Below are 24,899 nucleotides of genomic sequence, written 5' to 3'. Positions count from 1 at the left end.
TTTCTCCAGAAGTTATGACCAATGTATGAACAAACAGTTGCCGGATCATTAACTTTTCAATAAATTTTCGATTTGGTACTCCTCTTTCTGTTCCTCAAGCCAAGTCCCATACTCCGTTTGAAGTGCCTGATCAAACAGAATATCCTTTATTTCCTCTTTATGATCATCAAGAACCGCATCTTTCGCTTCTTTTTTATCCGTCACCTTGATGATATGATAGCCAAATTCCGTCTTCACTGGCTCACTGATTTCACCCTTCTTCATGGCAAACGCCTTATCATCAAATTCCGTCACCATTTCACCTTTTGCAAAAAAACCTAGCTCTCCGCCTGACTCGGCATTGGACGTATCAGTAGAGTATTCTTTGGCAAGCTCCGCGAAATCTCCACCGTCATCAAGCTTGTTCTTCACTTCCTTTGCCGTTTCCTCATCTTCTACAAGAATATGGCTTGCCTCTACCTGCTCTTGTTGTGCAAACGATTCTTTATTCGCTTCAAAATATTCCTTTATCTGATCATCCGAAATCGAGACTCTGTCCTTCAGCAACTTTTCAGTTAACAAAAACGATTGGACATTCTTTTTGACACTATCAAGACTCGCTCCACTTGAGGCCAATGCCTCATTAAATGCCTCTTCGCCCCCATAGGAATCTTTGAGCGACTCCAGTTCCTCCTCGATCTCACTGTCCTTGACTGTGATCTTTTTCTCGTCACTCTCAAGCTCCACAATCTTCTCGGCAATCAGAGTATCCAGGGCTGCATCCCCATACTGGTCCACAAGCGTCGTATACAAGTCCTCTTTACTGATCGACTTGTCCCCCACCTTTGCCACCACTTCATCCTTCGAAAAGCCGAACATAACAAGCATCGTGCCGACGACGACAACGCCTCCTATTACACTCCATAATGTGATCGAACGCTTCTTTTTATCCACTCACCCGTACTCCTTTATCTTTAATTATTTGTATTCTTTTCGATTGTTGTTTCTGGTGCCAGGTACAGTTTGGTCGATTTGTACCTGGTACATTTCACTTGATCTGTACCTGGTACATTTCACTTGTTCTGTGCCTGGTACATTCCACTTGATCTGTACCTGGTACATTTCACTTGATCTGTACCTGGTACATTCCACTTGTTCTGTGCCTGGTACATTCCACTTGTTCTGTGCCTGGTACATTTCACTTGTTCTGTGCCTGGTACATTTCACTTGTTCTGTACCTGGTACATTTCACTTGATCTGTACCTGGTACATTTCACTTGATTTGTACCTGGTACATTTCACTTGTTCTGTGCCTGGTACATTTCACTTGACCTGTACCTGGTACATTTCACTTGATCTGTGCCTGGTACATTCCACTCACTTTGTACCAGGCACTCTCCAGACCACAACTTTATCCATTCATCATTGCATTACTAGTAAGAGTCAGACTGACCTTCATTTCTTTACCGTCCCGGAAGATGGTCAGGTCGATCTTATCCCCTACTTTCAGGTCACCGTACAACTGCCTTCTCAAGTCGGCCACATCCGCTACTGCATTTCCGTTCAGCTCCGTAATGACATCACCCTCTTTAACACCGGCTTCAGCTGCCGCTGATGTTTGATCGATACTCGCGACGACTACACCTCCTTCTACTTCATTAGGCAGATCCGGCAGGTAATGGCGCGGAACATCGGCAAGATTCGTCATTCCGATCCCAATATACGGTCGCTCCACTTTCCCCGTTTCGATGATTTCATCGACGACCGGCAGGAAATCCTTACTTGGAATGGCAAACCCGAGCCCTTCTACACCGGAGTTCGAGATCTTCGCGCTGTTGATCCCGATCAACTCTCCCTTTGAATTCAAGAGTGCCCCTCCACTGTTACCCGGATTGATGGCCGCGTCTGTTTGGATGACATTCAATTCAGATTCACCAGCAGATGTCTGTACTGGAATGGTACGATCGACGGCGCTGACAATCCCTTGTGTAACCGTCCTTGATAAATCGAGACCGAGTGGGTTCCCGATCGCTATCACCTGTTCACCAGCACGCAATGCACTGGAATCCCCCACTTCCAACAGATTGTCCGCATATTTCCCATCGATCTTCAATACGGCAAGATCCGTCAGTGGATCTGCTCCGATCAGCTCCGCATCGGTCTTTTCACCATCATAGAGAGACACTTCAATCTTGGAAGCCCCTTCGATGACATGGTTGTTGGTGATGATATATGCACTGTCCCCTTCTTTCTTGAAGAGAACCCCTGAACCTGTCCCTGCTTGAGCTTCTTGTGAAGCACCCATGCCATTCTGCTGCTGATAATTGACGATTCCGACGATCGATTCAGAGGCATCTTCCACAATATTTGTCACATCGCCGCTACCCGTTGAAACCGTTGTAGGATTGATTCCTGAATCTCCCGAAGTCTCTATCTGCCCGTTGTCACCTGCTGATTGTTCGATGCCCGACTGAGCGAGGTTCTGATAGTAATCGGTTTGAGGCAATACCGTCATTGTCAGGACCGAACCGATGATCCCGGCACCCAACGTGGATAGAAACCCTCTTCCTTTAAACGGCTTTTTCGGCTTTGGAGTCCGTTGCATCTCTTCTTTTTGAATGACTTCTGTATCGTTTGTTTCCGTATAGTTCATTTCTTCATTTTGATTATTATGTTCTAGCATGTAATTTCCTCCTCTATTGATTTTGCACTGTTGAACCTTTCTGTTGATTTCATGTTAGAGGGAAAATATTACGAAACTATTAACAATGTGTGTACAGGGTGGGAAGTTTTTTGGAATGGGGAGGGTGATTTTTGTAAAAAAACTATTTTCGTAAAGTTTGTGGTTTTAGTTATGAAAGCATTAATGATAATTGACAATCTCCCTCTTCAGTGTAAAATTACACCAAAGAGGAAGATGAGTTATTTAATGGAGGGTAAACCAAATGGAAAAACTTATTTACATCATTCACCTTGTTATAAGTTCATTGGGTTTTTTATTTTTTTCATTCTTTAGTGGAATTGTAGGAAGCTACGCAATTGAATTTAAGAAAGACCCCTCAATATTTGACAAAACTATTTATGCCTTTAATTCGTCTTCCTACCCCTATTATGCTTGTGTGTTTTTACTTTGGTTTTTAATTGTAATAGTTGCTCTGGTTATTCAGCGAAAAAGAAAAATCACTCCTACAAAATAGTCATTAATTGACGGCTTTTTTCCCTTTATTCAATACTTCTTAAACATTTCCTGTTCTATAATTGAAAGCACCAATTTATGGGAAAACAGCCTAAAAAAAGAACCACCCATTGAATGGTGGTTGAGTGAAACAAGCTGTTGATTTCCTACAAAAAGTGGTGACTGAGCTGCATCATGTCGGGGAACACACCTGAAAAAGGCGGAGGTCCGTCCCTTTCAATTGAGACATTCGGTGAATTTTCATAACACCTTAACGGGAAAACAACAGGGACGGACCTATATTCCAAGATCGTCCCTGATCCACTCCTTCTTAAACTCCACCAGCGACTGCTGACGCTTCTCACGATCATCGCTCACAGCTTTCAAGGCCACTCTATATAACTTCTCACTCAGTCGCCATTTATCGATGGACCGGTCTTTCTCCCCACCAAACAGCGCAAAGGCGGTGGCTCCGATCAGATACACATTCGTGATTTCATCGATCACAGCCCTTTGTTCGAATTCCTCCGGTGACATGAATCGGGAGGATCCCCACATCCTGCCCACTTTATTGATATAGGGGCGTTTGGAATAGAGGTCGATATCGCAAATCAGGGTCTCATCTTTTGAAAAATCATACAGAATACTGCCATCATAAAAATCAATGGCCACATGCCCCTGATCCATCACATGAATGTGGAAGTCGAGGATGTCATGGAATACGTCCATTTTTGTGCTGTCCGGCATCTGCATAAATTTCTCCCTGGACAGGGGATACATCTTCCCCATGCATTCTCCGTCTGTCCATTCAAATATGGCGGCAAATCCACCGCCGATTTCTTCCGAACGAAGCAATTTGACCAAATGGGGATGTGCCAAATCTTCATAAACCTTTACGGCATCCTTCAACTCTGCGACCGCCTCTTCCGGTTTGCCTTCAAATCGCGCTGTCTTGGCCCCGGCGAATTTTATAAACATTTTCTGGTCGCCATTTTTTACCCCGAAGCAGATATTTCCGGAGTCCTGATCGTCATACACCTTGAAGACCTCCCCATATTCTTCTATAAAAGAGAAATCGAAAGGAGACTTTAATTTGTATGGTGTCTGATGGATGTACTGAATATAAAAGTCTTCCAAATACCATGTCGGCACTGGATTATCCATGCCGTCAAACCAGCCCTGCACTTCCTTCGCCTGCTCCTTCATGACGGCCACTTCCTCTTCCCCGAACGCCATGGCCCATGGAACCGACGACAGCATATTGCTGCTTATGTAAAAGAGCATGAGCTTGAAGAACTCCTCCGGCGGCCGTCCGTTGAAATAGCCGTTGAGCTGCCCTGTCGCAAAATGAGGACTGACAGAAGCACTCCACACGATGCGGTTGAACTCTTCCCACGGATCACCGAAGTCATGCCGGTTGAAATCGATGATGGAAAGTTCTGCTTCTTGCGATATGACCATATTCCCCACGTGATAATCCCCGTGATGAAACGTTTGCGGCCGTCCTCGCAGGAGATGCCTGTTTGACTCTATGTACTTAATGATTCGATCGCCGTTTTCGATTTTCACCGGACAGTCCTGGTACTGCTTGATCTTGCTGTCCGCTTTGCGATTGAACCTCGTTTCCCACTTCTCATGATCAGCTGGCGCAGGAATCGAGTGGATTTCCCGGAGATAACGACCCGAATTCAGCCCGAGCACGTATTGCTCCGTATTGGTCAACTTAGGCAGCATATCCGCCGCGTCTTCCCCGTCACACCACGTAAAAAGAGTATACACCCCATCGCCATCGTCACACGTACCAAACTCCAGCGGCTTCGACATGGGTACTCCCGTTTCAGCCAAACGCTTCATCGCTTCAAACTCGCTCTTCTTTCTCTCATATTCTGAACGGTCCGCTGTCCGAAGCAGCAGTCTTTCACCCGACACCGTTTCAATAAAATATTTCTTATCACTCGACCAGCCCTTGTTGATCGGTTTGATCGTTTTAAATATATAGTCAGTTTTGATATCAATCATGGCGAGACCTCCTGTTAGCCGTGAATTCCTTGCTCAATTATACATAATGAAAAACGATGATTAGTTTAAGTGATATCCTAATTTTACCAACAGATGACTCATAAAGATATAGGAATGATCATGAATTTTCGTTCTCGTCAGCTTACTATTTCCGAAGTCAGATTTCCGATGCTGTGCGATGTATGGACTTTTCTACAGCATGAGAACCGTTCCCTCTTTAAAATATACAAAAAATGTAAAAAATCACATACATACTTCCATCTAATTAGTGAGAAAATACTCATTGTGCTCGAAACATTCACTTTGAAAGGCGGCACAATATGACAATCAGGAGGATGATTATGGGTATTTTAAGCGGGAATCCACAGGAAGAACCATTGCATTATGGTGAAGTATTTGGATCGTGGAACTATTTGTTGACGGCTAAAGCCACTGTTGCAGGATATCAGATGCAGCTTAACCATGCCGGAGATGATGATCTGAAAAAGTTACTGAAGGACAGCATCGAGGGTGGGCAAGAAGAAATCAAGCAAGTAGAAAAACTTCTGAAGGAAAATGGGATTGGATTGCCTCCAACACCTCCAGAGCCTCCACATGCCTGCCTTGATGATATTCCGACAGGTGCCCGCATGCCGGATCCTGCCGTTGCAGCAGGGTTATCTGCTAATATCGCTTCAGGCTTAGTTGCATGTAGCACAATCATAGGACAAAGCATCCGTGAAGATGTGGCGATGATGTTCGGCCAATTTCATATGCAAAAAGCGCAGATGGGTGCTAAAGTACTTAAGTTAAACAAAGAAAAGGGATGGTTGATCCCTCCACCCCTTCACAAAAACAAAAATGAACATTGTGAGTAATCACTGAATTGGAAAGATTCTCATGCTGCTGTGACATTCCAGTATCTTGAGAATCTTTTTAGTTATTTCATCATTGGGGGCATCGGAACGGTATCATGTACATATTTAGGAGCCGGGGCTAGTTTAGGTTTCGATCCGAATGGACCAGGCTCACTGATATATTGGAAATTCGCTTTCCCGTCCATGCTCGGGCCGCTCGCCCATCGTCCTTCGGCACTCGCTTCCCCTCTGGATAGATTATAAAGATCGTAAGAAACCGCTTGCTTCTCAAGCTCCCTCGGGAACGTCGTCGGTACGACAATATCCCCTTCACGCTCCTCAAGTTCCGCGATGGCTGCAGCCCATTGATTCTGATGAGCCGTGTCACGGGCGATCAAGAAGGAAAGCGTATCACGGACACCCGGGTCATCACTCAGTTCATACAGTCTCACTGCCTGCAACCGGCCCATTGATTCTGCCGTTAAGTTGGCACGGAAATCGGCCAGGAGGTTCCCGCTTGCACCGATATATGACGCTGTCCAGCGATTTCCCACACTATCCACCGGCATCGCACCCAACCCGCTCACAATCACATGCTGTGGATTCATTCCCCCCATCGCTGCCGCGAGAACCGGATTACTCTTATACATCGCTTCCTGTTCAGATACGGGGGCACCATCCAGCAGGCGGGCAATGAGGGTGGCCAGTAATTCCACATGGGCGATTTCCTCCGTCCCGATGTCCAGGCACAAATCACGGAATTTTTTGTCCGCACGTCCGTTGAATCCCTGGAATAAATATTGCATCATAACTGAAATTTCCCCGTATTGTCCACCAAGAATTTCTTGCAGCTGGTTTGCATAAGCCGGGTTTGGCTTGCATGGTTTTGCCTCATACTGAAGCTCTTTAATATGGTAAAACACAGTCTCATCCCCTCTGTCAATCTCTCTTTTACAACACTCTTCCACTTTATGTAAGCTCATAGTGTCCCGTGAACAAAAAGAAGGAGGGACACTAAATCCCTCCTTCTTACCGTTAAGGCTTCAATATGACTTTGATGCAGTCGTCTTCTTTCTGGTTAAATAGTTGATACCCTTTTGCCGCTTCCTCAAGCTTAAGTATATGTGTGATGATGGAAGTGGAGTCGATTTCCCCTTTGACGATTTGTTCATATAGAGGGGCCATATAGGCTCTCGCAGGTGCCTGTCCCATTTTCAACGTAACATTACGGGCAAAGAATGCACCTAGGGGGAACATGTTATAAAGCCCGCCATATACCCCGGTCAGTTGAACCGTTCCGCACTTCCTGACTGCTTTGGTGGCGATCTGTATCGGTCCGATCGTTCCTCCCTGCAACTTCAATTTCTGCTCCACGTATTCAAGAGGCGACTTCTTCCCATCCATCCCGACACAATCGATCACCACATCTGCTCCGCCATTGGTCAACTCCTTCAATGTTTCTCCCATGTCATCGTATTGGGTGAAATCAAAGGTCTCCGTATGGTTCATCTTCTTCGAGTGACGTAAGCGATAATCGAAATAATCGACGGCTATGACTCTCTCAGCACCTTTTTTCCAGGCAAACTGCTGGGCCATCAATCCGACCGGTCCGCATCCGAGAACAATGACCGTGTCCCCTTTTTTCACACCGGCATTCTCTACACTCCAGTAAGCTGTCGGCAAAACATCGGATAATAAGAGAAGCTGCTCATCCTCCAGTTCACAATCCTCCGGTACTAAAAAAGGGGTGTAGTTCCCGTATGGAACCCGGAGATATTCCGCTTGTCCCCCGGGATAATTACCGAACTTCTCAGAGTATCCGAACAGTCCTCCAGAGTCATAATGGGGGTTCGAATGATCACATTGACTTTCCAAGTGATGCTCACAATAGTGACATGTCCCGCACGCCACAGTGAAAGGGACGATGACACGGTCTCCCTTTTTCACTTTGGTCACATCTTTTCCGACTTCCTCCACGATCCCCATCGGCTCATGTCCAATGACGTACCCGATCGGAAGTGGGAAATTCCCTTGGTAAAGATGCAAATCGGATCCACAGATGGCTGTGGATGTAATGTTGACAACGACGTCTTGTGAATCTTGTATCCGCGGGTCGTCCACTTTCTTTACGGCTACAGAATTCTTTCCTTGATACGTGACTGCTTTCATGAGATTCCTTCCTCCATTCGAAGATTCTTACTTTTACTACTCAAGGTGTTTTGGTGGAGGATTAACGGAAGACTTCTGCTTGATCTCTTTAAATATATCTTCCCCTCCCACCTCCTGACTGACTGGCCTCTTTGCTGTGGGTGGGACATCGAGCATATTGATCAGTCTCTGCACTTCGGCCTGGAGTTGTTCGAAATCTTTCTTCGTCACCGGCTTCGCCTGGGGCATCAATTCCACCCCGACTTGTCCATTCGGCTCAAGCGTCGCCCATTTCACATCCGAAAGTTTACTGACTCCCTGCTGCCTTAATTTCATTTCAAGTTGATCAACCGTCATTCGTAGCTTCTTAAAGTTCTTTTCAATCAATATGCCATTTTCCATGAGAAGCTTTGATTTTCCTGTGATCATTTGTTCTACACGATCTGATTTCACCTGCAAATATTCCATGACCATCAGCGTTAAGACAAGGACAAGCCCGACACCTATCGTGGTCCAGATATTCTTTCCAGCTACCGGTTGAATTAATAATGACCCGATTCCGATCATAATGACCGTCTGTGCAAGCGTCATCTGGGAAATCGACTTCCTCCCGGCGACTCGTAACAATAAGGTCCCCGCCACAACAATAAGAATCGCTTTCCAAATCCAATCCCAATCCATTACACATTCCATCCTTTCGACCTTTTCATCGCCAAAAACCCTCTTCTCAGACTGAAGAGGGATAAAGGTGTGTTCTGGATTAGCTTTTCCTACAAGGATGGAGTTATTCGAAGAACCACAGGGACAGGTACCATGGTAAATTCCACACCTATTGATTTTTATTGTTATAAACCATTTCATAAATAAAACTTTCATATTTATGGAGAAAGCATCATAAGAACCGTCCCCGCGGAGCAGAACAATCGAATCCAAACAGGTTAGAAGGTTATTTCCAGATATGTTAAAATAAACCATATAGTACATTTTATACAAGGAATTGGAGCTGTAAAAATGAAGAAATCGAAAATGTTTATTGTGGTATCCTTTTTAACCATGTTATTCGTCTTCATGTCTGCATGTAGCCATTCACCTGAAGAGGATGCATCTAATCAATCTGAGTCTGATACGATTCCAGCAAGTACAGATGATTCTTCTCAATCCAATGATTCATCTACAGAAAGCACAGTGGAATCCGATAACAACGAGGAGAATCAATCGGAAGAATCATCAATGGAAGATAGCAACGTCCAGGTAGACAGTATTCAGGAGGAAGATCCGACTGCCATATCAAAAGTAGGGGGAAGAAAAGAATATCTGAACAAACTGGACAACATCCAAAAAGAGATGGATGCAATGCCGTATAAAAAGGATTCAGATAAAGGTGTCACAAACGCGATGAAAAACTATTATGGAGTATCTTACGACAAATATGACAATGCATTAAATGAGATTTATTCACTTCTGAAAAAAGAGCTTTCTCCAGAGGTCATGAAGGAGTTAAAAGCGGAACAATTAAAATGGATCGAACAGAAAGAAGAAAAAGCTGAGAAAGAAAGACTGAAGTATGAAGGTGGTACGTTTGAAAATGTGGCTTTACTCATCTCTTTATATGAGTCGACGAAGGATCGGTGTTATGAGTTGGTGAATGAGTATATGAGGGATTAGATAATGATGGCGAAAAGAGAGGAAGTTATCAGGACTTCCTCTCTTTTCGCCTTTGAACCACAGGGACAGGTACCTTGGTCCACCGGTTTCTGCGTTTTTCACATAAAGAAAACCCAGTCATCTCAACTGAGTCATAGCGTAATCCTTTAGCAAGGCAAGGTACCAAAAGGAATGTCTCTTGGGTTCCTCACTCAATTTAGATAGGAACTATATTCAAATGCCGTTGTACCATATACATTTTTAAAGTGTTTGTTTAAATGCGTTAAATCTACAAATCCGCATTCAGCTACTGCTGAATAAATATCTCCACTTTTCTCTATCATTTGCTTAGCATGTTCTATTTTGACGTTAAGATAGTACTGATACGGGGAAATTCCTGTATGTGCCTTGAATAGTCTGATGAACTGATATTTCGATAAACCGAGCTCTTTAGATATATCATCCAGTTTAAGCCCACTTGCCAAATGGGCATGAAGGATATCTTTCGCTTTTTTTATTAAGGTGTTATCTTTCTTCATTTCTGTAGAAAGATCGGTTTTAATGAGACTATCCGTTAGAGATAAAAATAGTTCACTACAAAACGCATCGTCTTTATCAGCTAATATCCCATGAGCGAGATTTAAAATGCTTTGTTTCAGTCTATCATCATATACAATCGGAGAAGGAAAACGTATCATATCCTTCTTCTCAAGGGCTTCTAAAAGCAATTGCGGCTTAATATATAACATCACGTAATCAAGGCCGGACTCATCATTGGCCATTCCGTCATGTGCCTGTTCCGGGTTAAAAAGCATCACCCCGTTCTGATAGGAGAGTTGCAAGCTGCCATCCAAGTTGTAGCGCTGGATGCCACGAATTGTTACACCTATGGCATACTCTTCATGGGCGTGCTTTTTATATGAAAATTCATTAATACTTGCTGACAATGCGGTAATGTCTGCCCTTTTTTTATAAATGAATTTCTCCAATTTTTTCACCTCTTCACTCGCCTATATCCATAGCATGAAGGCAGAATAGGCTAAAAATAACGCCATGATTACATTAGCAGCCTTATTGTACCTCAGTAAGAATTTTTTGAAAATGGTACCGAAGAGCACCCAAGTCGTAAAGGCCATAAATCCAATAACCGTTATCACGATAACCCCTGCTGTCACCGCAGGTTTTGAGATATAGAATGGCAAAATGAAACTCGGAATGACGGTCATGGTAAACAGTACTACCTTTGGATTTAAAAATTGCATAAGGAAGCCGGACATAAAAGTACCCGATTGATGTACAGTAGGCTTCGATGTGTCCATCTTGTATATTTGATAAGCCAAATAGAACATATAACAACTTCCAACTATCTTCATCACAATGAGGATTTTAGGGAGAATCGTCAGAAGGACAGTATTCAATATAGCTGAAATAACCAGCAGCAGTCCGAAAGCAATCGTAGCACCATACGTAAATTGCATGGCCTTTTTCGTCCCTAAATTATGTGCGGTGGATAATATAACAATATTTGTGGGGCCGGGAGTAAAAGTAATAATAATGCAGTAAATTAAAAAAGATGTAAAATTCATAGAGAAACCCCTTTCCAAGTGATCTCATGTAATCATACATCTGTCTTTGAGCTTTCTTATAGTATATTATTGCAGGATCCCATTTCCTTACTTTCGTTGAACACTGTCTGCTGTATCAGCAAAGTCTAATTTTCAACAACCATTTCCCCCTCACCATCAGGAATTTCAAAACCCTTAAGATAGGAAGCTAACAATTCTTCTGTAATCGGGAACGCATTGGCATCAAACCGCTTGTTCCTTATTTTAAGCCGTTCACGCAAATCATCAGGAGAAACGTTTATATAAATCAGCTTCCATTTGCCACCGGACTTTTCGATGAGTTGTTTATATTGCTCCCTTCTTGCACGGTCCCAAAAACTGAAGTCAATGACCACCTGTTGTTTATCGTGAATGAGCTTCAATAAGACATTGCGCAATTTACTTTCTGCCTCTTTCTTGTATTCCTCCATCTTTTCCATAGGGAAATCAATCCCGTAACGACCATGAGTCGCCCATATTTCTTCATCAATGGAAAGACGCACAAAGCCGTTTTTTTCTAATTGTTGTGAGAATGTCGTTTTCCCGGAACCGGCCACACCACACATCATGACGACTAGTGGTGTAGAAACACTCCGTTCACGATAAATCGTTTCAAAATTAAAATCGTTGAACATGTGGGCACTCTCCCTTTATATAAGTTGGCGTTTCTTTGTAGTTACCCCAAACTTGCCAGCAAAACCATTATCCCATTCGTCAAACCGTGGATCAAAACCGATGGCCAGATGGAATTGGTACGTTCATACGCTAGAGCAAAAAGGATCCCGCTAAAGAAATTTACCGGCATGACGTTGTATGTCGGGATGTGGATAATGGTAAAGATGAGCGAGCTAAGTACGAGAGCTCCAGTCAATCCTATGCGTGTACGCAACCAGCGATATAAGAAACCCCGATAAAAAATCTCTTCGTATACCGGTGAGATGATTGCAGCAGAGATAAAGGCGATCAGTATCGTAAAGAACGTTGCATTTTGCTTCATGGCCTCTGTTTTGCTGTTCTCCCACGAATTGCCTATGAAACTGGTCAAAACGACGATGATTACGGCACCAACTAGTAAGATGACAGAATAGATGATTATGATTTTCCAATCTTTCACATTGTATGGTTTGACCCCTACTTCGCTCCAGGAAAGCTGTTTTGGACGTAGTGCAATCAGATAAACACCTAAAAGGAGAATAATGGCTATGGTTAGCCCCATTAACGTTCCGGCATACAGTTCATTGTCAAGCCACCCAGAACATAGGGGCTTAACCACGAATTTAATACATCCGATCACCAAACCAAATTCAAGTAACATCAATAATACGAATTCTTTCCAACCCCACGGGTCCTGTCCTCTCCAGTTCATTTGACTCTTTTCCATTCATCTTCCCTCTTCCTATATATGGTATAATCCAACCATAGGAGGTGACGTTACGTCACCTGCAAGCATTTTTTTCGGGAGGGAATGGAATGAAAAGATGGACCACCGGGGAGGTAGCCAAAGAGCGGAATATATCGATTCGCACACTTCGCTATTACGATCAGATTGATCTCCTTACACCAAGTTTCAAGGATGCAAGCGGAAAACGTTATTATTCAGAAGATGACTTATTTACATTAGAGAAAATCATCATCCTAAAATCTCTTTCACTCCCCTTGGAGGATATTCGCAATATATTAGATAAACTATCTTTCAAACAAGTTCTAGTCTCACACTACAATTACCTGCAAGAACAACTCTCGACACTTCAAACAAGCATCTCCAATACGACTTCATTAATTCATATGATGGATCTGGAAGAATCTTTACCCTGGGAACGCGTCTCCGAACTGGTCCGCCGTTCACCACACAGCTCAAAGAAGTGGATGGATTATTTCCAAGAAAATGAACAGGTCCTCTTACAAAAGTCCGTTCCAAACCTTAGTAACAACGACGAAACAACCCAGCAATATATTTCATTAATCCGGCGAATGGAATTGTGCATCAAACACAATGTCAAGGCGGATTCAGAAGAAGGCTTTCAAACCGGGACCAGGTTACTGGAACTATCAAATGATATGTTCCAAGGAGATAAAGAGTTGATGGATAAATTCTGGGAAGTACGAAAACAGCCTGTAGAGGATACCGGCCTATACCCGATTTCGGATGATGTATTGGAGTTTGCGGAACGTTGTATGGAGTATGCAATGAGTTAAGGTCATTGAGATCAGTCCCCGATAAAATAACTTCTACAATACTATTGTTTTGCAATTGTGCAAGCAGTTCTTTGCTTATGCTGTTGGATAATAATTCAAGAAAAAAGGAGAATCGAGATTGGACTTATTTCTTTGGATGAGTGTTAGTTTCTTCATAATCGGATTTGCAGTACTCGCTTTTATTAAAAGAAAGCTGGAAGGTAAGAATAAATCAACTATCCAATCGATCATTTGGTTGATCGCGGGAACGACAGCTTGGGGAGTAACGAGTATCATTCTTATAGTTTGGTCGTTTAATAGAATTTGGTAAATTAGATAATACCTCCCCCTTTCTTCCCTCATAAGCAAGGAGACTCTCTTATATCCTGTTCTTTAAGTTTGTAAAAATGATATTTGCAAAAAAGCTGAAGATGTAAATCCCTGATAATAAACATATATATGAAATCGGGTTTGTCTGTAAGGCTATTAAAAAGACATCAATTGCATAAATATCACTGCAATATTGAACATCTTGTGGTGTGAAAATGAATTCAGGCTTACATTCTGAATGTGGTAAATATGCGATTTTACTTGAAATAAAAAACGAATAAACATATGAGACAACAAATATCGGTAAACTAATAATAAATAAAATCCAAAGCTTTTTAATTAGAATTCCCCCTTTGTTGCAGCTACAAAACCAGCAACCCTTTCCATTAAAGAATGAAAGAAAATACCAAGAAATAGATTTCCAGATCAAATCGGTTTATTAATAGCTTATTAGTTTTGTTTGGATTCTATTTGCTCAATTTTCATATGACTAACTTATCTTAGTACCAATTATTTCAAATTGAAGAATCATACTCAAGACAAATTCTTATTTTTCTTTTTTATAAATATGGAAGTTATTCTTCAAGGACAAGCGACCTGTCTCATTAAGAATTTCTATCAATTTCTTTACATAGGTTTCATCTACAGGAAAATGTGTTAAAGTCCTCCATATTCTTCTATATAAAAGGATGTGTGAGGCAATGAAAAAATTATGGATGCTACTTGCAGCTGGCTTACTTATTTTGGGAGGTTGTGCTGATCCTTCGACCACAGAGGAGAGTAAGGAGAAAGCACCGTCTTCCAATCAAAACGAATCCAAAAAGGAAAAAACGGATAACGAAGAATCAGAAAAAGACGAACAACCCTTCAAACCGTTGGAACCGTCTCAAGATGCTGTTTCCTTGGATAAAAGCCTATCAGAAAAGGAACAACAGGAAATCCCTGAAATGCAGGCCGCGCTGGGCGGAAATCCCGAGCGTACGGTTCCTGCGGGTGAGACGCTTGCCGACGGAGTAAAAGACATATCCGACGGACCATTGAAGGATTATCGGTTAGTCGCCTATTACGGAACGCCAGATTCTGAAAATATGGGGATTCTGGGAGAGTTGGAGCCTGAGGAGTACATGAAGAAGCTGAAGGAACAGACGCAGGCTTACTCCGACGCTGATCCCGACCGGCCGGCGGTCCCGACGATCGAGTTGATCACGACAATGGCCCAGAGTGAGCCAGGTCCTGATGGCGACTATGTGCGCATGACGTCAGAGGAAAATATTGAAAAGTATGTGGAGCTTGCAGAAAAGCATGATGCACTGGTACTGCTCGATATTCAGCTCGGAACGGACACGGTCATGGAGCAGGTGGAAATGGTCAAGAAGTGGCTTAAACATCCTCATGTTCACCTGGCTATCGATACGGAATTCCACGTAGCTGAGGGGGAGAAACCCGGAGAGGATCTCGGACAAGTGGATGGTAAGGAAATCCAGAAGGCTGTCGAGTATGTCTCAGAGCTCACAGAAAAGAATGACCTTCCGGATAAATTCGTCCTCGTACACCAGTTCACCGGTGCCGTACTGACGAATAAAGATTCGATCCAACCGACAGACAACGTCGAAGTCGCCATAAACTTTGACGGCTGGGGAACATCCGCGGACAAGCAGGCCCTGTACGGGAAGTACATACGTGATGAACCGAATCAGTATGGGGCATTCAAGATCTTTTATGATAAAGATGAGCCAGTGATGAATCCCGAGGATGTGTTGAAAATGGATCCGAGCCCTGCGATCATCAACTATCAATAGTGGGAAGCAGTGCACAGGGGCGGTTCTCTTGCTTTGGAAGCATGAGATCCGCCGTGTACTCCCATACAATGTAATCCCTGAGATAGGTTATGGAATGTCGTGCCCCTGATCCCCACCATACTTCCATACAAAAATTTATGATAAAGATAATCAAATCAAAGTTGGTGATGTACATGGAACCACCGGGATAGGTCCTACTGGCTCGAAATCTGGATATGATCCCAGCACGTTAAAGTATTACTGGGCGGGGAGCATGTCCCAAAATTCGCTCTCTATATTTATGCATAAAGTAACGTGGGAACTATCCCGCTCTACCCTGAAAAATGCCTGGAAGACTACAAGATTATAAGCTTTATTTCATGAATTTTAGGGCTCAGCTATTTTATGAACCGACCAGACCATTCCTCCTGTTCCTCCCCCTATGTTCAAAGAAATGTTCAATCCATTCGCCTCATAAAACAAACCTATTTCGTCCCCTGCATTTAATTCCACATCTCCTGCCAATGTAACCGTTCCACTTCCCAGTACTGCCCGTAATGTCAAAACAAGAACGACATTGACATTTAAGATCGGGAATAATCCTGAGACCAAATCTGTATTATCATTGATCCTCCGGATGATAAAAGCAGGATTGACGTTCGAGCCCAGGCTGATTGAGAGTGCTGCGGTTGTTTGATAATTGAGCGTGGCATATATGGCATACCTTCCAGCTGAAGGGACCGTATAAATCCCCTGTGGTGCGTCGAAGTTAACATTGCTGTAGTAGGGAGAGTTGACTGACCATTGTGAAATTTGTTGGGTGGAAGATACCCCCAGAGCACTGGACGTTGCAGAAAACCCTTCTTGGGCAAATGCAGGGCCTGGTTCTCCCTGGATCCCCTGTTCCCCTTGTGGGCCCGCTGGACCGGGATCTCCCTGAGGACCAGCTGGACCGATTTCACCTTGCGGACCTTGGAGACCCTGCTCTCCCTGAGGGCCGGTCGGACCTGGTTCTCCCTGGATCCCCTGTTCCCCTTGAGGACCCGCAGGACCGGGATCTCCCTGAGGACCAGCTGGACCGATTTCACCTTGCGGACCTTGGAGACCCTGCTCTCCCTGAGGGCCGGTCGGACCTGGTTCTCCCTGGATCCCCTGTTCCCCTTGTGGGCCCGCTGGACCGGGATCTCCCTGAGGACCAGCTGGACCGATTTCACCTTGGAGACCCTGCTCTCCCTGGGGGCCGGTGGGACCTGTTTCTCCTTGTATCCCCTGTTCCCCTTGTGGGCCCGCTGGACCAGGATCTCCCTGCGGACCGGCTGGACCGATTTCCCCTTGTGGACCTTGGAGACCCTGCTCTCCCTGGGGGCCGGTCGGACCTGGTTCTCCCTGGATCCCCTGTTCCCCTTGTGGGCCCGCTGGACCGGGATCTCCCTGAGGACCGGCTGGACCGATTTCACCCTGCGGACCTTGGAGACCCTGCTCTCCCTGGGGGCCGGCCGGACCTGGTTCTCTCTGGATCCCCTGTTCCCCTTGTGGGCCCGCTGGACCGGGATCTCCCTGAGGACCGGCTGGACCGATTTCACCCTGCGGACCTTGGAGACCCTGCTCTCCCTGGGGGCCGGTGGGACCTGTTTCTCCTTGGATCCCCTGTTCCCCTTGTGGGCCCGCTGGACCAGGATCTCCCTGCGGACCGGCTGGACCGATTTCCCCTTGTGGACCTTGGAGACCCTGCTCTCCCTGGGGGCCGGCCGGACCTGGTTCTCCCTGGATCCCCTGTTCCCCTTGTGGGCCCGCTGGACCGGGATCTCCCTGAGGACCGGCTGGGCCACGAAATCCGCGTGGACCTCTTGGCCCTGGTGGTCCCTCACAATTGAATGTTTTAAATGGATATAAATTTTGACAAGAAGCAGGAGCAAACAAATGATCCACTTCAATGGGGACAGGATTAAAATATGATTTCTTTTTTCTTAGTTTTAAAAAACGATTATTCGAAAACTCTCTCATGCGCTTCACATCCTTTTAAATACGACATCTATATTATTATATTTACAAAAATTCCAATTCGATTGGACAATCAAAGAAACACAATTGGAAAGCCAGAAAGCAGTCGAGTATGTATCGGAGCTTACAGAAAAGAACAACCTCCCGGATAATCCTCGTCCACCAATTCCCCGGTGCCGTCCTTACAAATAAAATAAACTTTGACGGATGTGGAGCATCTGTGGACAAGCATGGCCCGTACCGGAAGTACTTACGTAATGAATCGAAACGAGACAGAATGGGGCATTCAAAATCTTTTTTGATAAAGATGAGCCAGTCATGAAGCCCGAGAATGTGTTGAAAATGGACCCGAGCCCTGCCATTATCAACTACCAGTAATGCGAACAAAGTATAGGGGTGCTCTCTTGCTTTGGAAGCATAGGAACCTTCCTTGCCAATGTTCAAACAATAAGGAAAGCCGGTAATCGCCATGATTACCGGCTTTCCTTATTGAAACATCAGTACAACTGAATACACATTTTATTTACTCAATCCACCATAAACCCATGCTTAAACGGATCATTAGAATCAATTAAGATATTATTAAACCCTGTGATGAAGGCTGATCCCTTCACTTCCGTTAAATACGCTTCTTTTTTTCCGAGAGCGACTTTTTCAATCGCTTTTCCGTAGAACTTTCCGCCAACAAACCCTTCACATACAATTTCCTGCCCCACTTCCAGTTCGCCTCTTCCAATCATTCTTGAAACCATTGCTGTTGTCCCAGTGCCACCTGGTGAACGGTCAGCTTGATTTTCACTAAAGACGTGAACATTTTTATAGGTTGCTTCTGGAATGGTAGGTTTTCCAAAGAACGTTACAATATCGATATGATTGATATATGGTTTCGTTGGATGTTGGACTTTTACCACTTTATTTACTTCTTCCTTAATGATTTTTGCCATTGCTTTTAATTTCGATCCATTGGACACATGAATTGTCTCTCCTAATTGGTCAATGTCTACCCAGGCAAAATAGTTGCCTCCGAAACTGATATCTACTTTGATCTCACCAAGTTCTCCTGCGTTTATGACAACATCCTGCTTTTCAAGGAACCCGGGAACATTTTTAAATGTTACAGAAGTGACTCGATTGTTCTCAACCTTCACACGCGGATAAACCAGACCAGCAGGGGTTTCAAGAACAAGTTCTGTCTCATCACCTTTCACTTCTACTAGTCCCGTTTCCACAATTGCCGTTGCCACTCCGATTGTTGCATGACCACACATATTCAAGAAGTTCGCGTTATCCATGTAAATAACGCCAAAGTCCACTCCTTCTTGTAATGGAGGCAGTAATACTGCCCCGAACATATCACGGTGACCCCTTGGCTCTTGAATCAGTGAGTTTCTGAACCATTGGTAGTGCTCAACCATATAATCCCGTTGCTCTGCCACTGTATTCCCTTTTAACTTTAATAATCCCCCATTAATGACCCTTGTAGGTTCTCCGTATGTGTGGGTATCAATCACTTGAACGACATTTGTAAAATTCATTTAGCATTCTCCTTTTTATTAGAAATGATTAAATCATTAATCTTGGAATATATAACATTACATCCGGGAAGAAAATCATTCCGATTAAGGCTATAAATAGAACGAGTATAAACCAGACATTGTACCTGCTTACCTGAAGCATACTGACCTTTGCTATTGCGGTTGTTATGTAAAGCCCGCTGGCAACAGGGGGTGTTTGCTGTCCGATTGCCCAAACGATGATAACCACCATAGCAAATTGCATAGGATCAATGGATGTGGCTTGAACCAAAGGTAAGAACAGGGGCACAATGACAAGGACCATGACGGTTCCATCAAATATGAATCCACCAATGAATAGAATCAGACTGGCAATTAACATCAACATGATCGTGTTATCTGTGAAGCCCATAATCGGTTCCAGCATCATTCGCCCGATTCCAAGAGATGAAAATGAAAATCCGAGTATCTTGGCTGTCGCTACTATCAGCATCACCAGTGCCGTATTGACGACACTTTCATTTAAAGCTTTAATAAAGCTTGACCATGTTAATTGTTTATAAATTAATCCTGCAATGATTCCACATAGTACAGCAATAGCAGCCGACTCAGTGGGGGTTGCGAATCCCGTTAAGATGCCACCCATTATGGCCACTGGGACGAGTAATGCAGGTAGGGCACTGATAAAGGTTTTAAATACCAGGTTCCAGGAAAACGGATTTTCTTTAAAATCATACTTCTTCTTAGTAGATATGATATAGACGACAATCATGTAACCTATCGCAATCGCAATGCCAATAGGAACGCCTGTTAAAAACAAGCTCGCAACGGATAATCCAGAGATAGAGCCGTACAGAATCATTGGTACACTAGGAGGAATGATAATGCCAAGTGATGATCCTGCAGAGGTTACCGCTGCGGCGAAACTTGGTGAATACCCCTTTTCTTTCATGGCTGGGATCATGATTTGTCCTACTGCGGCACTCGCTCCAGCTGCAGTTCCGGTTATCGCACCGAAGAAGACCGACGCCACAACATTGACCATTCCTAAACCGCCTCTTACCATTCCAATAATGGCGAGAGCAAAATTAATCAACCTCACCGATATTCCACCGTGATTCATTAATGCCCCGGCCAACATAAATAAGGGAATGGCCAAAAGCGGAAAGCTATTTGTACCTAAATAAAGTTGTTGAATAATCAGTTCTAACGTGATGTCCGAGTAGTACATAATGAAGATTACAGCTGTTAGACCAAGTGTGAATGCAATTGGAACCCCTATAGCAAGAAAAAGGAGAATTAATAGTAACATTAAGAGTGGGAGCATTCTTCACCCTCCTCTTTATCGCTTTTCGGGTTTGATATTTCTTTAATATGGAAGATTATTTGAATCACAAACTCACATAACATTAGAAGAAAACTAATCCAAATAATACAATACGGAAGACCCATAGGAAGACCGGATACCGGCATTTTTATATTTCCAGCCTTTTGAATAAAGGTCCATCCCCAGTAACAAGTGATGAATAAAAACCAGATGACGAATCCTTTAGAAATGATCAAAAGATAAGGCTTGATTTTTTCAGGGATTTTACTTTCCAGGAAATCCATTTTCAAGTGATTTCCCTCAATTGTGCATTGATACGCTCCAAAAAAAGTAATCCAAATCATTGTGATCAATGATAATTCTTCCGGCCAGGATAAAGGATAATTAAAAAACTTTCTCGTTAAGACCTGTATTAGCAAGATTAAAAACATGAAAAACATGACCAGAATGTTTATGCTTTTAACAGAAAGATGTATATAGTGGCGTACTTTCTTCATGTAACACCAACCCTTTACTGTGTCTTAGTAATATCATCTATTAGTTCTTTTGAATTTCCGCCAATCTCTTTTGATACTTGATCCCATACTGGTTTGGTAGCTTCCTGGAATGGTTTGACGTCTTCAATCACTGTTACTTCCATCCCTTTCTCTTCTAACCCTTTTACCATTTCCTCGTCTTGTTCTTGGTTCATTTTACGATTCAAATCTCTTCCTTCACCAGCAGCTTCGAGTATGATGTCCTGTTGATCTTTTGTTAGTGAATCCCATTTAGAAGAATTGATAAATAGTGTCGCCGGGGAATAAACGTGATTAGAAATCGTTAAATATTTCTGAACGTCATAGAAAGAGGAGCTGTTCACAACGGATAAAGGATTTTCTTGACCATCGATGGATCCTTGTTGTAAAGCTGTAAATACTTCAGACCATGCCATCGGTAAAGGGCTCGACCCTAAAGCTTTAAATGTTTCAAGTCTGACATCGCTTTCAGGTACCCTAATCTTCAATCCTTTGAAATCATCAATTTCTGATATTGGTCGGACATTATTGGTTATCTGTCTAAACCCATCTTCCCAATAAGCTAAGAAGGTTAAATTGTGCTCGCTTAACTTTTTCCCTACCTCATCTCCAACAGGTCCATCTAATACTTCCCATGCTTGTTCACGACTACCGAAAATGTAGGGCAATGAGAACAAATCCAGATATGGATTCATTTGAGATAGCGGTGTAGATGAAATACCTATATCGATTGTTCCAATTTTCACACCTTCTTGTATCTCTCTACCGGATGCTGCAAGAGACCCATTTCCATGAACCTCTACTTTCACTTCCCCATTCGTTCTTTCCTCTACTATCTCTTTGAATTTCGTAGCACCATGTCCCCAAGGGTGGTCCTCTGGTAATTCATAAGCAAAGCTTAAAGTAATTGGCTTATCTTCTCCCGCTTTTCCAGCTTCATTGCTGCATGCCGACAACAAAATAGCCATTGTGAACAGAATAGAAACCATCCATCTTAACTCCAATTTTTTTCTTATCATAGAAACACACTCCTTTTTCGTGAATTTCACTTGATTAATTAGGGACCGGTTTTAAATCTTCCAAGATCACATCTTCATATTCCGAGATGCCCTCTAAATGTTGCGTTACTAACTTTTTCACCAATTCTTTATCTCTCTTTCTCAATGCAAACAATATTTCTTCGTGTTCGTCTATTGACCTTTGTGCGAGTTCCGGTCTTGAAATGAAAGAATATCTGAAAGATACAATGTAATCTTGCATGTTATTCAATATTGATACGATTCTAGAAAGGTTCGATGCTTCATTGATGGTCCTGTGAAATTGATCATTCAGTTCCATGATTTTTTGAGCATTGCCTTCAACCATAAGTTCTTTTGTTTTTTCTATTAAACTACTTAATTGATCAATATCCTCATCCGACAAATGGTCAACAGCATGGTAAGCAGCCATAGGCTCTAACTGGGACCTAATCAGGTGAATTTCACGAATACAGCCGTGAGTCACACCTTTAACCAAGCAATAACGTCTTGGGAAGATTTCCACTAATCCTTCCAATTCTAATTTATGAAATGCTTCTCTGACAGGGGTTCTACTAACACCTAATTGTTCTGCTACCTCCTTTTCATTCAGCTTTTCACCCGGCTTAATTTCTTGAGAGAGAATCATTCTTCTTAATTCAGCGAAGGCGTTTTCTCTTATAAGAGTATTTGATATTTTTTTCATGTTATCTCTCCTTTGCACTTTCATTATATGACATACTGTATCCCAGTTCAATATTATTTTTAGATAACTTTTAATATTCAGATAAAAATATATCCCTTATCAAAATTCCTCAATTACATAAAAAACAAGAGTGAACGGAATTGAATTAAACTCCGGTTCACTCTTGTTTTTAAGTTCATAAATATTTTAGTAACGAATGGATTTCTAACACCACTAAACCCCCGAATAAGACATAAATCCACCATCAACAGGAACCGTAATACCTGTTATAAACCCTGCCGTGTCCTCATCTACAAGCCATAGTAACGTACCCAGTAAGTCCTCGGGAGTACCGAATCTGCGCATGGGGGTTTGAGAAAGGATCTTGGTTGATCTCTCTGTTAAACTGCCGTCTTCATGGGTTAATAATGCCTTGTTTTGCTCGGTCAAAAAGAAGCCGGGAGCGATGGCGTTGATGCGAATTCCAGAGTCCGCCATGTGAACCGCGAGCCATTTGGTAAAGTTATCGATCGCTGCTTTCGCTGCGCTATAGGCGGGTACTTTCGTCATGGGAGACGGTGAGCTCATGGAGGACATGTTAATAATGACGGCACCTTTCCGATTCACCATATTTTTCGCGAATACCTGGGTCGGAATCAGCGTACCGAGGATATTAAGGTCAAAGACAAATCCAAATCCTTCTGGAGAAAGGTCAAAGAACGTTTTGATTCCTTCTGTGTCCAAGTCTTCCACGTTTAATGTTTCATTAGAAGTGGTACCACGAGGGTCATTACCGCCTGCTCCATTGATTAAGATATCACAAATGCCCAATTCTTCGATGATAACCTTTTCCGCTTCCTTCACATTTTCAGCATCAAGTACATTACAAGAGATGGCTATGGCTTCACCGCCTGACTCTCTGATTTCCTTGGCCACTGCTTCTCCTTTCTCTGCTGTCCGATTAAGGATCGCGACCTTCACTCCCTGCCTGGCGAGTTCAAGAGCCATCGAACGGCAGAGTACCCCGCTGCCTCCCGTAACTGCTGCCACTTTACCTTTCAAGCTTTCATGTTGAGGTAGCATTATGCATTCCTCCCCGCACGTTCTAGTGAATCCCATATTCCCCATAAGTACATGATGCCAAGCCCTCGATCATAAAGACCATATCCAGGTCTGCACTCTTCTCCCCAAATATGTCTGCCATGGTCGGGTCTTGCATATCCTGTAAATCCTTTTTCATGGTAGGCTGTCATGATTTCAAGGATATCGACAGTCCCATCCTTCGATCTGTGGGAAGTCTCTATGAAATCTCCATTTTCATATACCTTTACATTACGGATATGAGCAAATGGAATTCGATCGGAGAACTCTCTTACCATTTCCGCTACATCATTATCAGGGTTCGCACCGAGGGATCCGCTGCATAGGGTCACTCCATTGGAAGGACTGTCCACAAGGGAAAGGACTCTCTTGATATTTTGCTTATTTGTTATAATCCTTGGCAATCCAAATATGGAGAAAGGTGGATCATCTGGGTGGATTCCCATTTTGATATTGTTTTCCTCGGCAACCGGTATGATTTCTTTTAGAAAATATTCGAGGTGATGAAATAAGTCTTCTTCTGTGACTTGTTTATAGGCTTCAAATAATTCCTTCAGTTTCGACAATCTTTCAGGCTCCCATCCAGGCATAGTGAAGGCTGAGTTACTGGAGATCTTATCGACCAATTCGAATGGATCCATATCTTCCACTTTTGCTTTTTCGAAGAATAGGGCCGTTGAACCATCTTCCATTTCCTTAAATAATTCGGTTCTTGTCCAGTCAAATACCGGCATGAAATTATAGCAGATTACTTTTACACCGGCAGCGGCCAATTTCTCGATCGTCCGTTTATAGTTTTCAATGTATTGGTCGCGGGAAGGCAAGCCAAGCTTTATATCTTCATGAACGTTTACACTTTCCACAACATCAATGTTCAAACCGAATTGTTCAGCCTGTTTCCTGACTTCCTCTATTTTGTCTAAGGGCCACTCTTCCCCGGCAGGGACATCATGGAGCGCCAAGACGATCCCTTCCACACCAGGAATCTGTTTGATTTGCTGGAGGGAAATACTATCATTTCCTTCTCCATACCATCTGAATGTCATCTTCAT

25 protein-coding genes are annotated in these 24,899 nt (G+C 43.3%); 6 read left to right on the top strand and 19 right to left on the bottom strand.

All coding sequences use genetic code 11. The features are described 5' to 3' along the window. Nucleotides 1-48 precede the first annotated feature (48 nt). The 3 genes from ACYH0O_RS05295 to ACYH0O_RS05285 form a co-directional block, all read right to left on the bottom strand. On the bottom strand, nt 49-933 hold the full coding sequence (locus ACYH0O_RS05295) for a peptidylprolyl isomerase (RefSeq protein ID WP_482631473.1): 885 nt from the start codon (nt 931-933) through the stop codon (nt 49-51). A 24-nt stretch (nt 934-957) separates the two neighbouring features. Continuing rightward, entirely contained in the window at nt 958-1,206 is a 249-nt protein-coding gene (locus tag ACYH0O_RS05290; RefSeq protein WP_482631472.1) for a hypothetical protein, read from the bottom strand. Between the two features lie 184 nt (nt 1,207-1,390). Further along, a complete protein-coding gene (locus ACYH0O_RS05285; protein WP_482631471.1) occupies nt 1,391-2,662 on the bottom strand; it encodes a S1C family serine protease in 1,272 nt (423 codons plus the stop codon). Nucleotides 2,663-2,924: 262 nt separating this feature from the next. On the opposite strand from ACYH0O_RS05285, the gene ACYH0O_RS05280 reads away from it, so the two are divergent. Further along, nucleotides 2,925-3,176 carry a hypothetical protein gene (locus ACYH0O_RS05280; RefSeq protein ID WP_482631470.1) on the top strand — a complete coding sequence of 84 codons (252 nt, stop codon included), beginning with the start codon at nt 2,925-2,927 and terminating at the stop codon, nt 3,174-3,176. Between the two features lie 275 nt (nt 3,177-3,451). On the opposite strand, the gene ACYH0O_RS05275 is transcribed toward ACYH0O_RS05280, so the two are convergent. After that, nucleotides 3,452-5,173, bottom strand: coding sequence for an aminoglycoside phosphotransferase family protein (locus tag ACYH0O_RS05275; RefSeq protein WP_482631469.1), 1,722 nt, complete (start codon nt 5,171-5,173; stop codon nt 3,452-3,454). Nucleotides 5,174-5,514: 341 nt separating this feature from the next. Here ACYH0O_RS05275 and ACYH0O_RS05270 point away from each other — a divergent pair, with 341 nt between their 5' ends. Next, entirely contained in the window at nt 5,515-6,030 is a 516-nt protein-coding gene (locus ACYH0O_RS05270; RefSeq protein WP_482631468.1) for a DUF3231 family protein, read from the top strand. 62 nt (nt 6,031-6,092) lie between these two features. Here the strand turns inward: ACYH0O_RS05270 and ACYH0O_RS05265 are convergent, their stop codons facing one another. The 3 genes from ACYH0O_RS05265 to ACYH0O_RS05255 all read right to left on the bottom strand — a co-directional run bounded on the left by ACYH0O_RS05265 (nt 6,093) and on the right by ACYH0O_RS05255 (nt 8,838). Next, nucleotides 6,093-6,932, bottom strand: a complete 840-nt coding sequence (locus ACYH0O_RS05265; protein ID WP_148967770.1) for a manganese catalase — start codon at nt 6,930-6,932, stop codon at nt 6,093-6,095. A gap of 112 nt (nt 6,933-7,044) precedes the next feature. Beyond that, nucleotides 7,045-8,178 (bottom strand): zinc-dependent alcohol dehydrogenase, encoded by a 1,134-nt coding sequence (locus ACYH0O_RS05260; RefSeq protein WP_482631467.1) that lies wholly within the window; start codon nt 8,176-8,178, stop codon nt 7,045-7,047. A gap of 36 nt (nt 8,179-8,214) precedes the next feature. After that, nucleotides 8,215-8,838, bottom strand: coding sequence for a DUF421 domain-containing protein (locus ACYH0O_RS05255; RefSeq protein ID WP_482631466.1), 624 nt, complete (start codon nt 8,836-8,838; stop codon nt 8,215-8,217). A 330-nt stretch (nt 8,839-9,168) separates the two neighbouring features. On the opposite strand from ACYH0O_RS05255, the gene ACYH0O_RS05250 reads away from it, so the two are divergent. Next, nucleotides 9,169-9,822: a lysozyme inhibitor LprI family protein gene (locus ACYH0O_RS05250; protein ID WP_482631465.1), complete on the top strand. Its 654-nt coding sequence runs from the start codon at nt 9,169-9,171 to the stop codon at nt 9,820-9,822. A 191-nt stretch (nt 9,823-10,013) separates the two neighbouring features. Here the strand turns inward: ACYH0O_RS05250 and ACYH0O_RS05245 are convergent, their stop codons facing one another. The 4 genes from ACYH0O_RS05245 to ACYH0O_RS05230 all read right to left on the bottom strand — a co-directional run bounded on the left by ACYH0O_RS05245 (nt 10,014) and on the right by ACYH0O_RS05230 (nt 12,786). After that, a complete protein-coding gene (locus ACYH0O_RS05245) occupies nt 10,014-10,790 on the bottom strand; it encodes an AraC family ligand binding domain-containing protein (RefSeq protein ID WP_482631464.1) in 777 nt (258 codons plus the stop codon). A 21-nt stretch (nt 10,791-10,811) separates the two neighbouring features. Next, the gene (locus tag ACYH0O_RS05240; protein ID WP_482631463.1) at nt 10,812-11,387 is read right to left on the bottom strand and encodes a LysE family translocator; all 576 of its coding nucleotides are present in this window, start codon (nt 11,385-11,387) and stop codon (nt 10,812-10,814) included. Nucleotides 11,388-11,512: 125 nt separating this feature from the next. Further along, a complete protein-coding gene (locus ACYH0O_RS05235) occupies nt 11,513-12,040 on the bottom strand; it encodes a P-loop nucleotide/nucleoside kinase family protein (RefSeq protein ID WP_482631462.1) in 528 nt (175 codons plus the stop codon). 41 nt (nt 12,041-12,081) lie between these two features. Continuing rightward, nucleotides 12,082-12,786, bottom strand: coding sequence for a CPBP family intramembrane glutamic endopeptidase (locus ACYH0O_RS05230; protein WP_482631461.1), 705 nt, complete (start codon nt 12,784-12,786; stop codon nt 12,082-12,084). An 89-nt stretch (nt 12,787-12,875) separates the two neighbouring features. On the opposite strand from ACYH0O_RS05230, the gene ACYH0O_RS05225 reads away from it, so the two are divergent. The 3 genes from ACYH0O_RS05225 to ACYH0O_RS05215 all read left to right on the top strand — a co-directional run bounded on the left by ACYH0O_RS05225 (nt 12,876) and on the right by ACYH0O_RS05215 (nt 15,709). Next, nucleotides 12,876-13,601, top strand: a complete 726-nt coding sequence (locus ACYH0O_RS05225) for a MerR family transcriptional regulator (RefSeq protein ID WP_482631460.1) — start codon at nt 12,876-12,878, stop codon at nt 13,599-13,601. 118 nt (nt 13,602-13,719) lie between these two features. After that, nucleotides 13,720-13,911, top strand: coding sequence for a hypothetical protein (locus tag ACYH0O_RS05220; protein ID WP_482631459.1), 192 nt, complete (start codon nt 13,720-13,722; stop codon nt 13,909-13,911). Nucleotides 13,912-14,611: 700 nt separating this feature from the next. After that, the gene (locus ACYH0O_RS05215) at nt 14,612-15,709 is read left to right on the top strand and encodes a hypothetical protein (protein ID WP_482631458.1); all 1,098 of its coding nucleotides are present in this window, start codon (nt 14,612-14,614) and stop codon (nt 15,707-15,709) included. 366 nt (nt 15,710-16,075) lie between these two features. Here ACYH0O_RS05215 and ACYH0O_RS05210 read toward each other — a convergent pair whose 3' ends face one another. The 8 genes from ACYH0O_RS05210 to uxuA all read right to left on the bottom strand — a co-directional run bounded on the left by ACYH0O_RS05210 (nt 16,076) and on the right by uxuA (nt 24,899). Then, nucleotides 16,076-17,692 carry a collagen-like domain-containing protein gene (locus tag ACYH0O_RS05210; protein WP_482631457.1) on the bottom strand — a complete coding sequence of 539 codons (1,617 nt, stop codon included), beginning with the start codon at nt 17,690-17,692 and terminating at the stop codon, nt 16,076-16,078. A 524-nt stretch (nt 17,693-18,216) separates the two neighbouring features. Then, complete coding sequence (locus ACYH0O_RS05205) at nt 18,217-19,224, bottom strand: proline racemase family protein (RefSeq protein WP_482631456.1); 1,008 nt, start codon at nt 19,222-19,224, stop codon at nt 18,217-18,219. A 28-nt stretch (nt 19,225-19,252) separates the two neighbouring features. Beyond that, a complete protein-coding gene (locus ACYH0O_RS05200) occupies nt 19,253-20,530 on the bottom strand; it encodes a TRAP transporter large permease (RefSeq protein WP_148967751.1) in 1,278 nt (425 codons plus the stop codon). Continuing rightward, entirely contained in the window at nt 20,515-21,027 is a 513-nt protein-coding gene (locus ACYH0O_RS05195) for a TRAP transporter small permease (protein ID WP_482631455.1), read from the bottom strand. Before ACYH0O_RS05195 ends, ACYH0O_RS05200 begins: the two co-directional genes overlap by 16 nt. A gap of 14 nt (nt 21,028-21,041) precedes the next feature. After that, nucleotides 21,042-22,064, bottom strand: a complete 1,023-nt coding sequence (locus ACYH0O_RS05190) for a TRAP transporter substrate-binding protein (RefSeq protein WP_482631454.1) — start codon at nt 22,062-22,064, stop codon at nt 21,042-21,044. Nucleotides 22,065-22,098: 34 nt separating this feature from the next. Further along, nucleotides 22,099-22,767 carry a GntR family transcriptional regulator gene (locus ACYH0O_RS05185; protein WP_482631453.1) on the bottom strand — a complete coding sequence of 223 codons (669 nt, stop codon included), beginning with the start codon at nt 22,765-22,767 and terminating at the stop codon, nt 22,099-22,101. A gap of 213 nt (nt 22,768-22,980) precedes the next feature. Beyond that, complete coding sequence (locus ACYH0O_RS05180) at nt 22,981-23,829, bottom strand: SDR family oxidoreductase (protein WP_149154042.1); 849 nt, start codon at nt 23,827-23,829, stop codon at nt 22,981-22,983. Further along, nucleotides 23,829-24,899, bottom strand: a complete 1,071-nt coding sequence (gene uxuA, locus ACYH0O_RS05175; RefSeq protein ID WP_482631452.1) for a mannonate dehydratase — start codon at nt 24,897-24,899, stop codon at nt 23,829-23,831. Before uxuA ends, ACYH0O_RS05180 begins: the two co-directional genes overlap by 1 nt.

It is taken from the genome of Rossellomorea sp. H136 (assembly GCF_056838065.1).
Note: the sequence above shows the minus strand (reverse complement) of the source record. Positions and strands in the feature narration are given on the sequence as shown.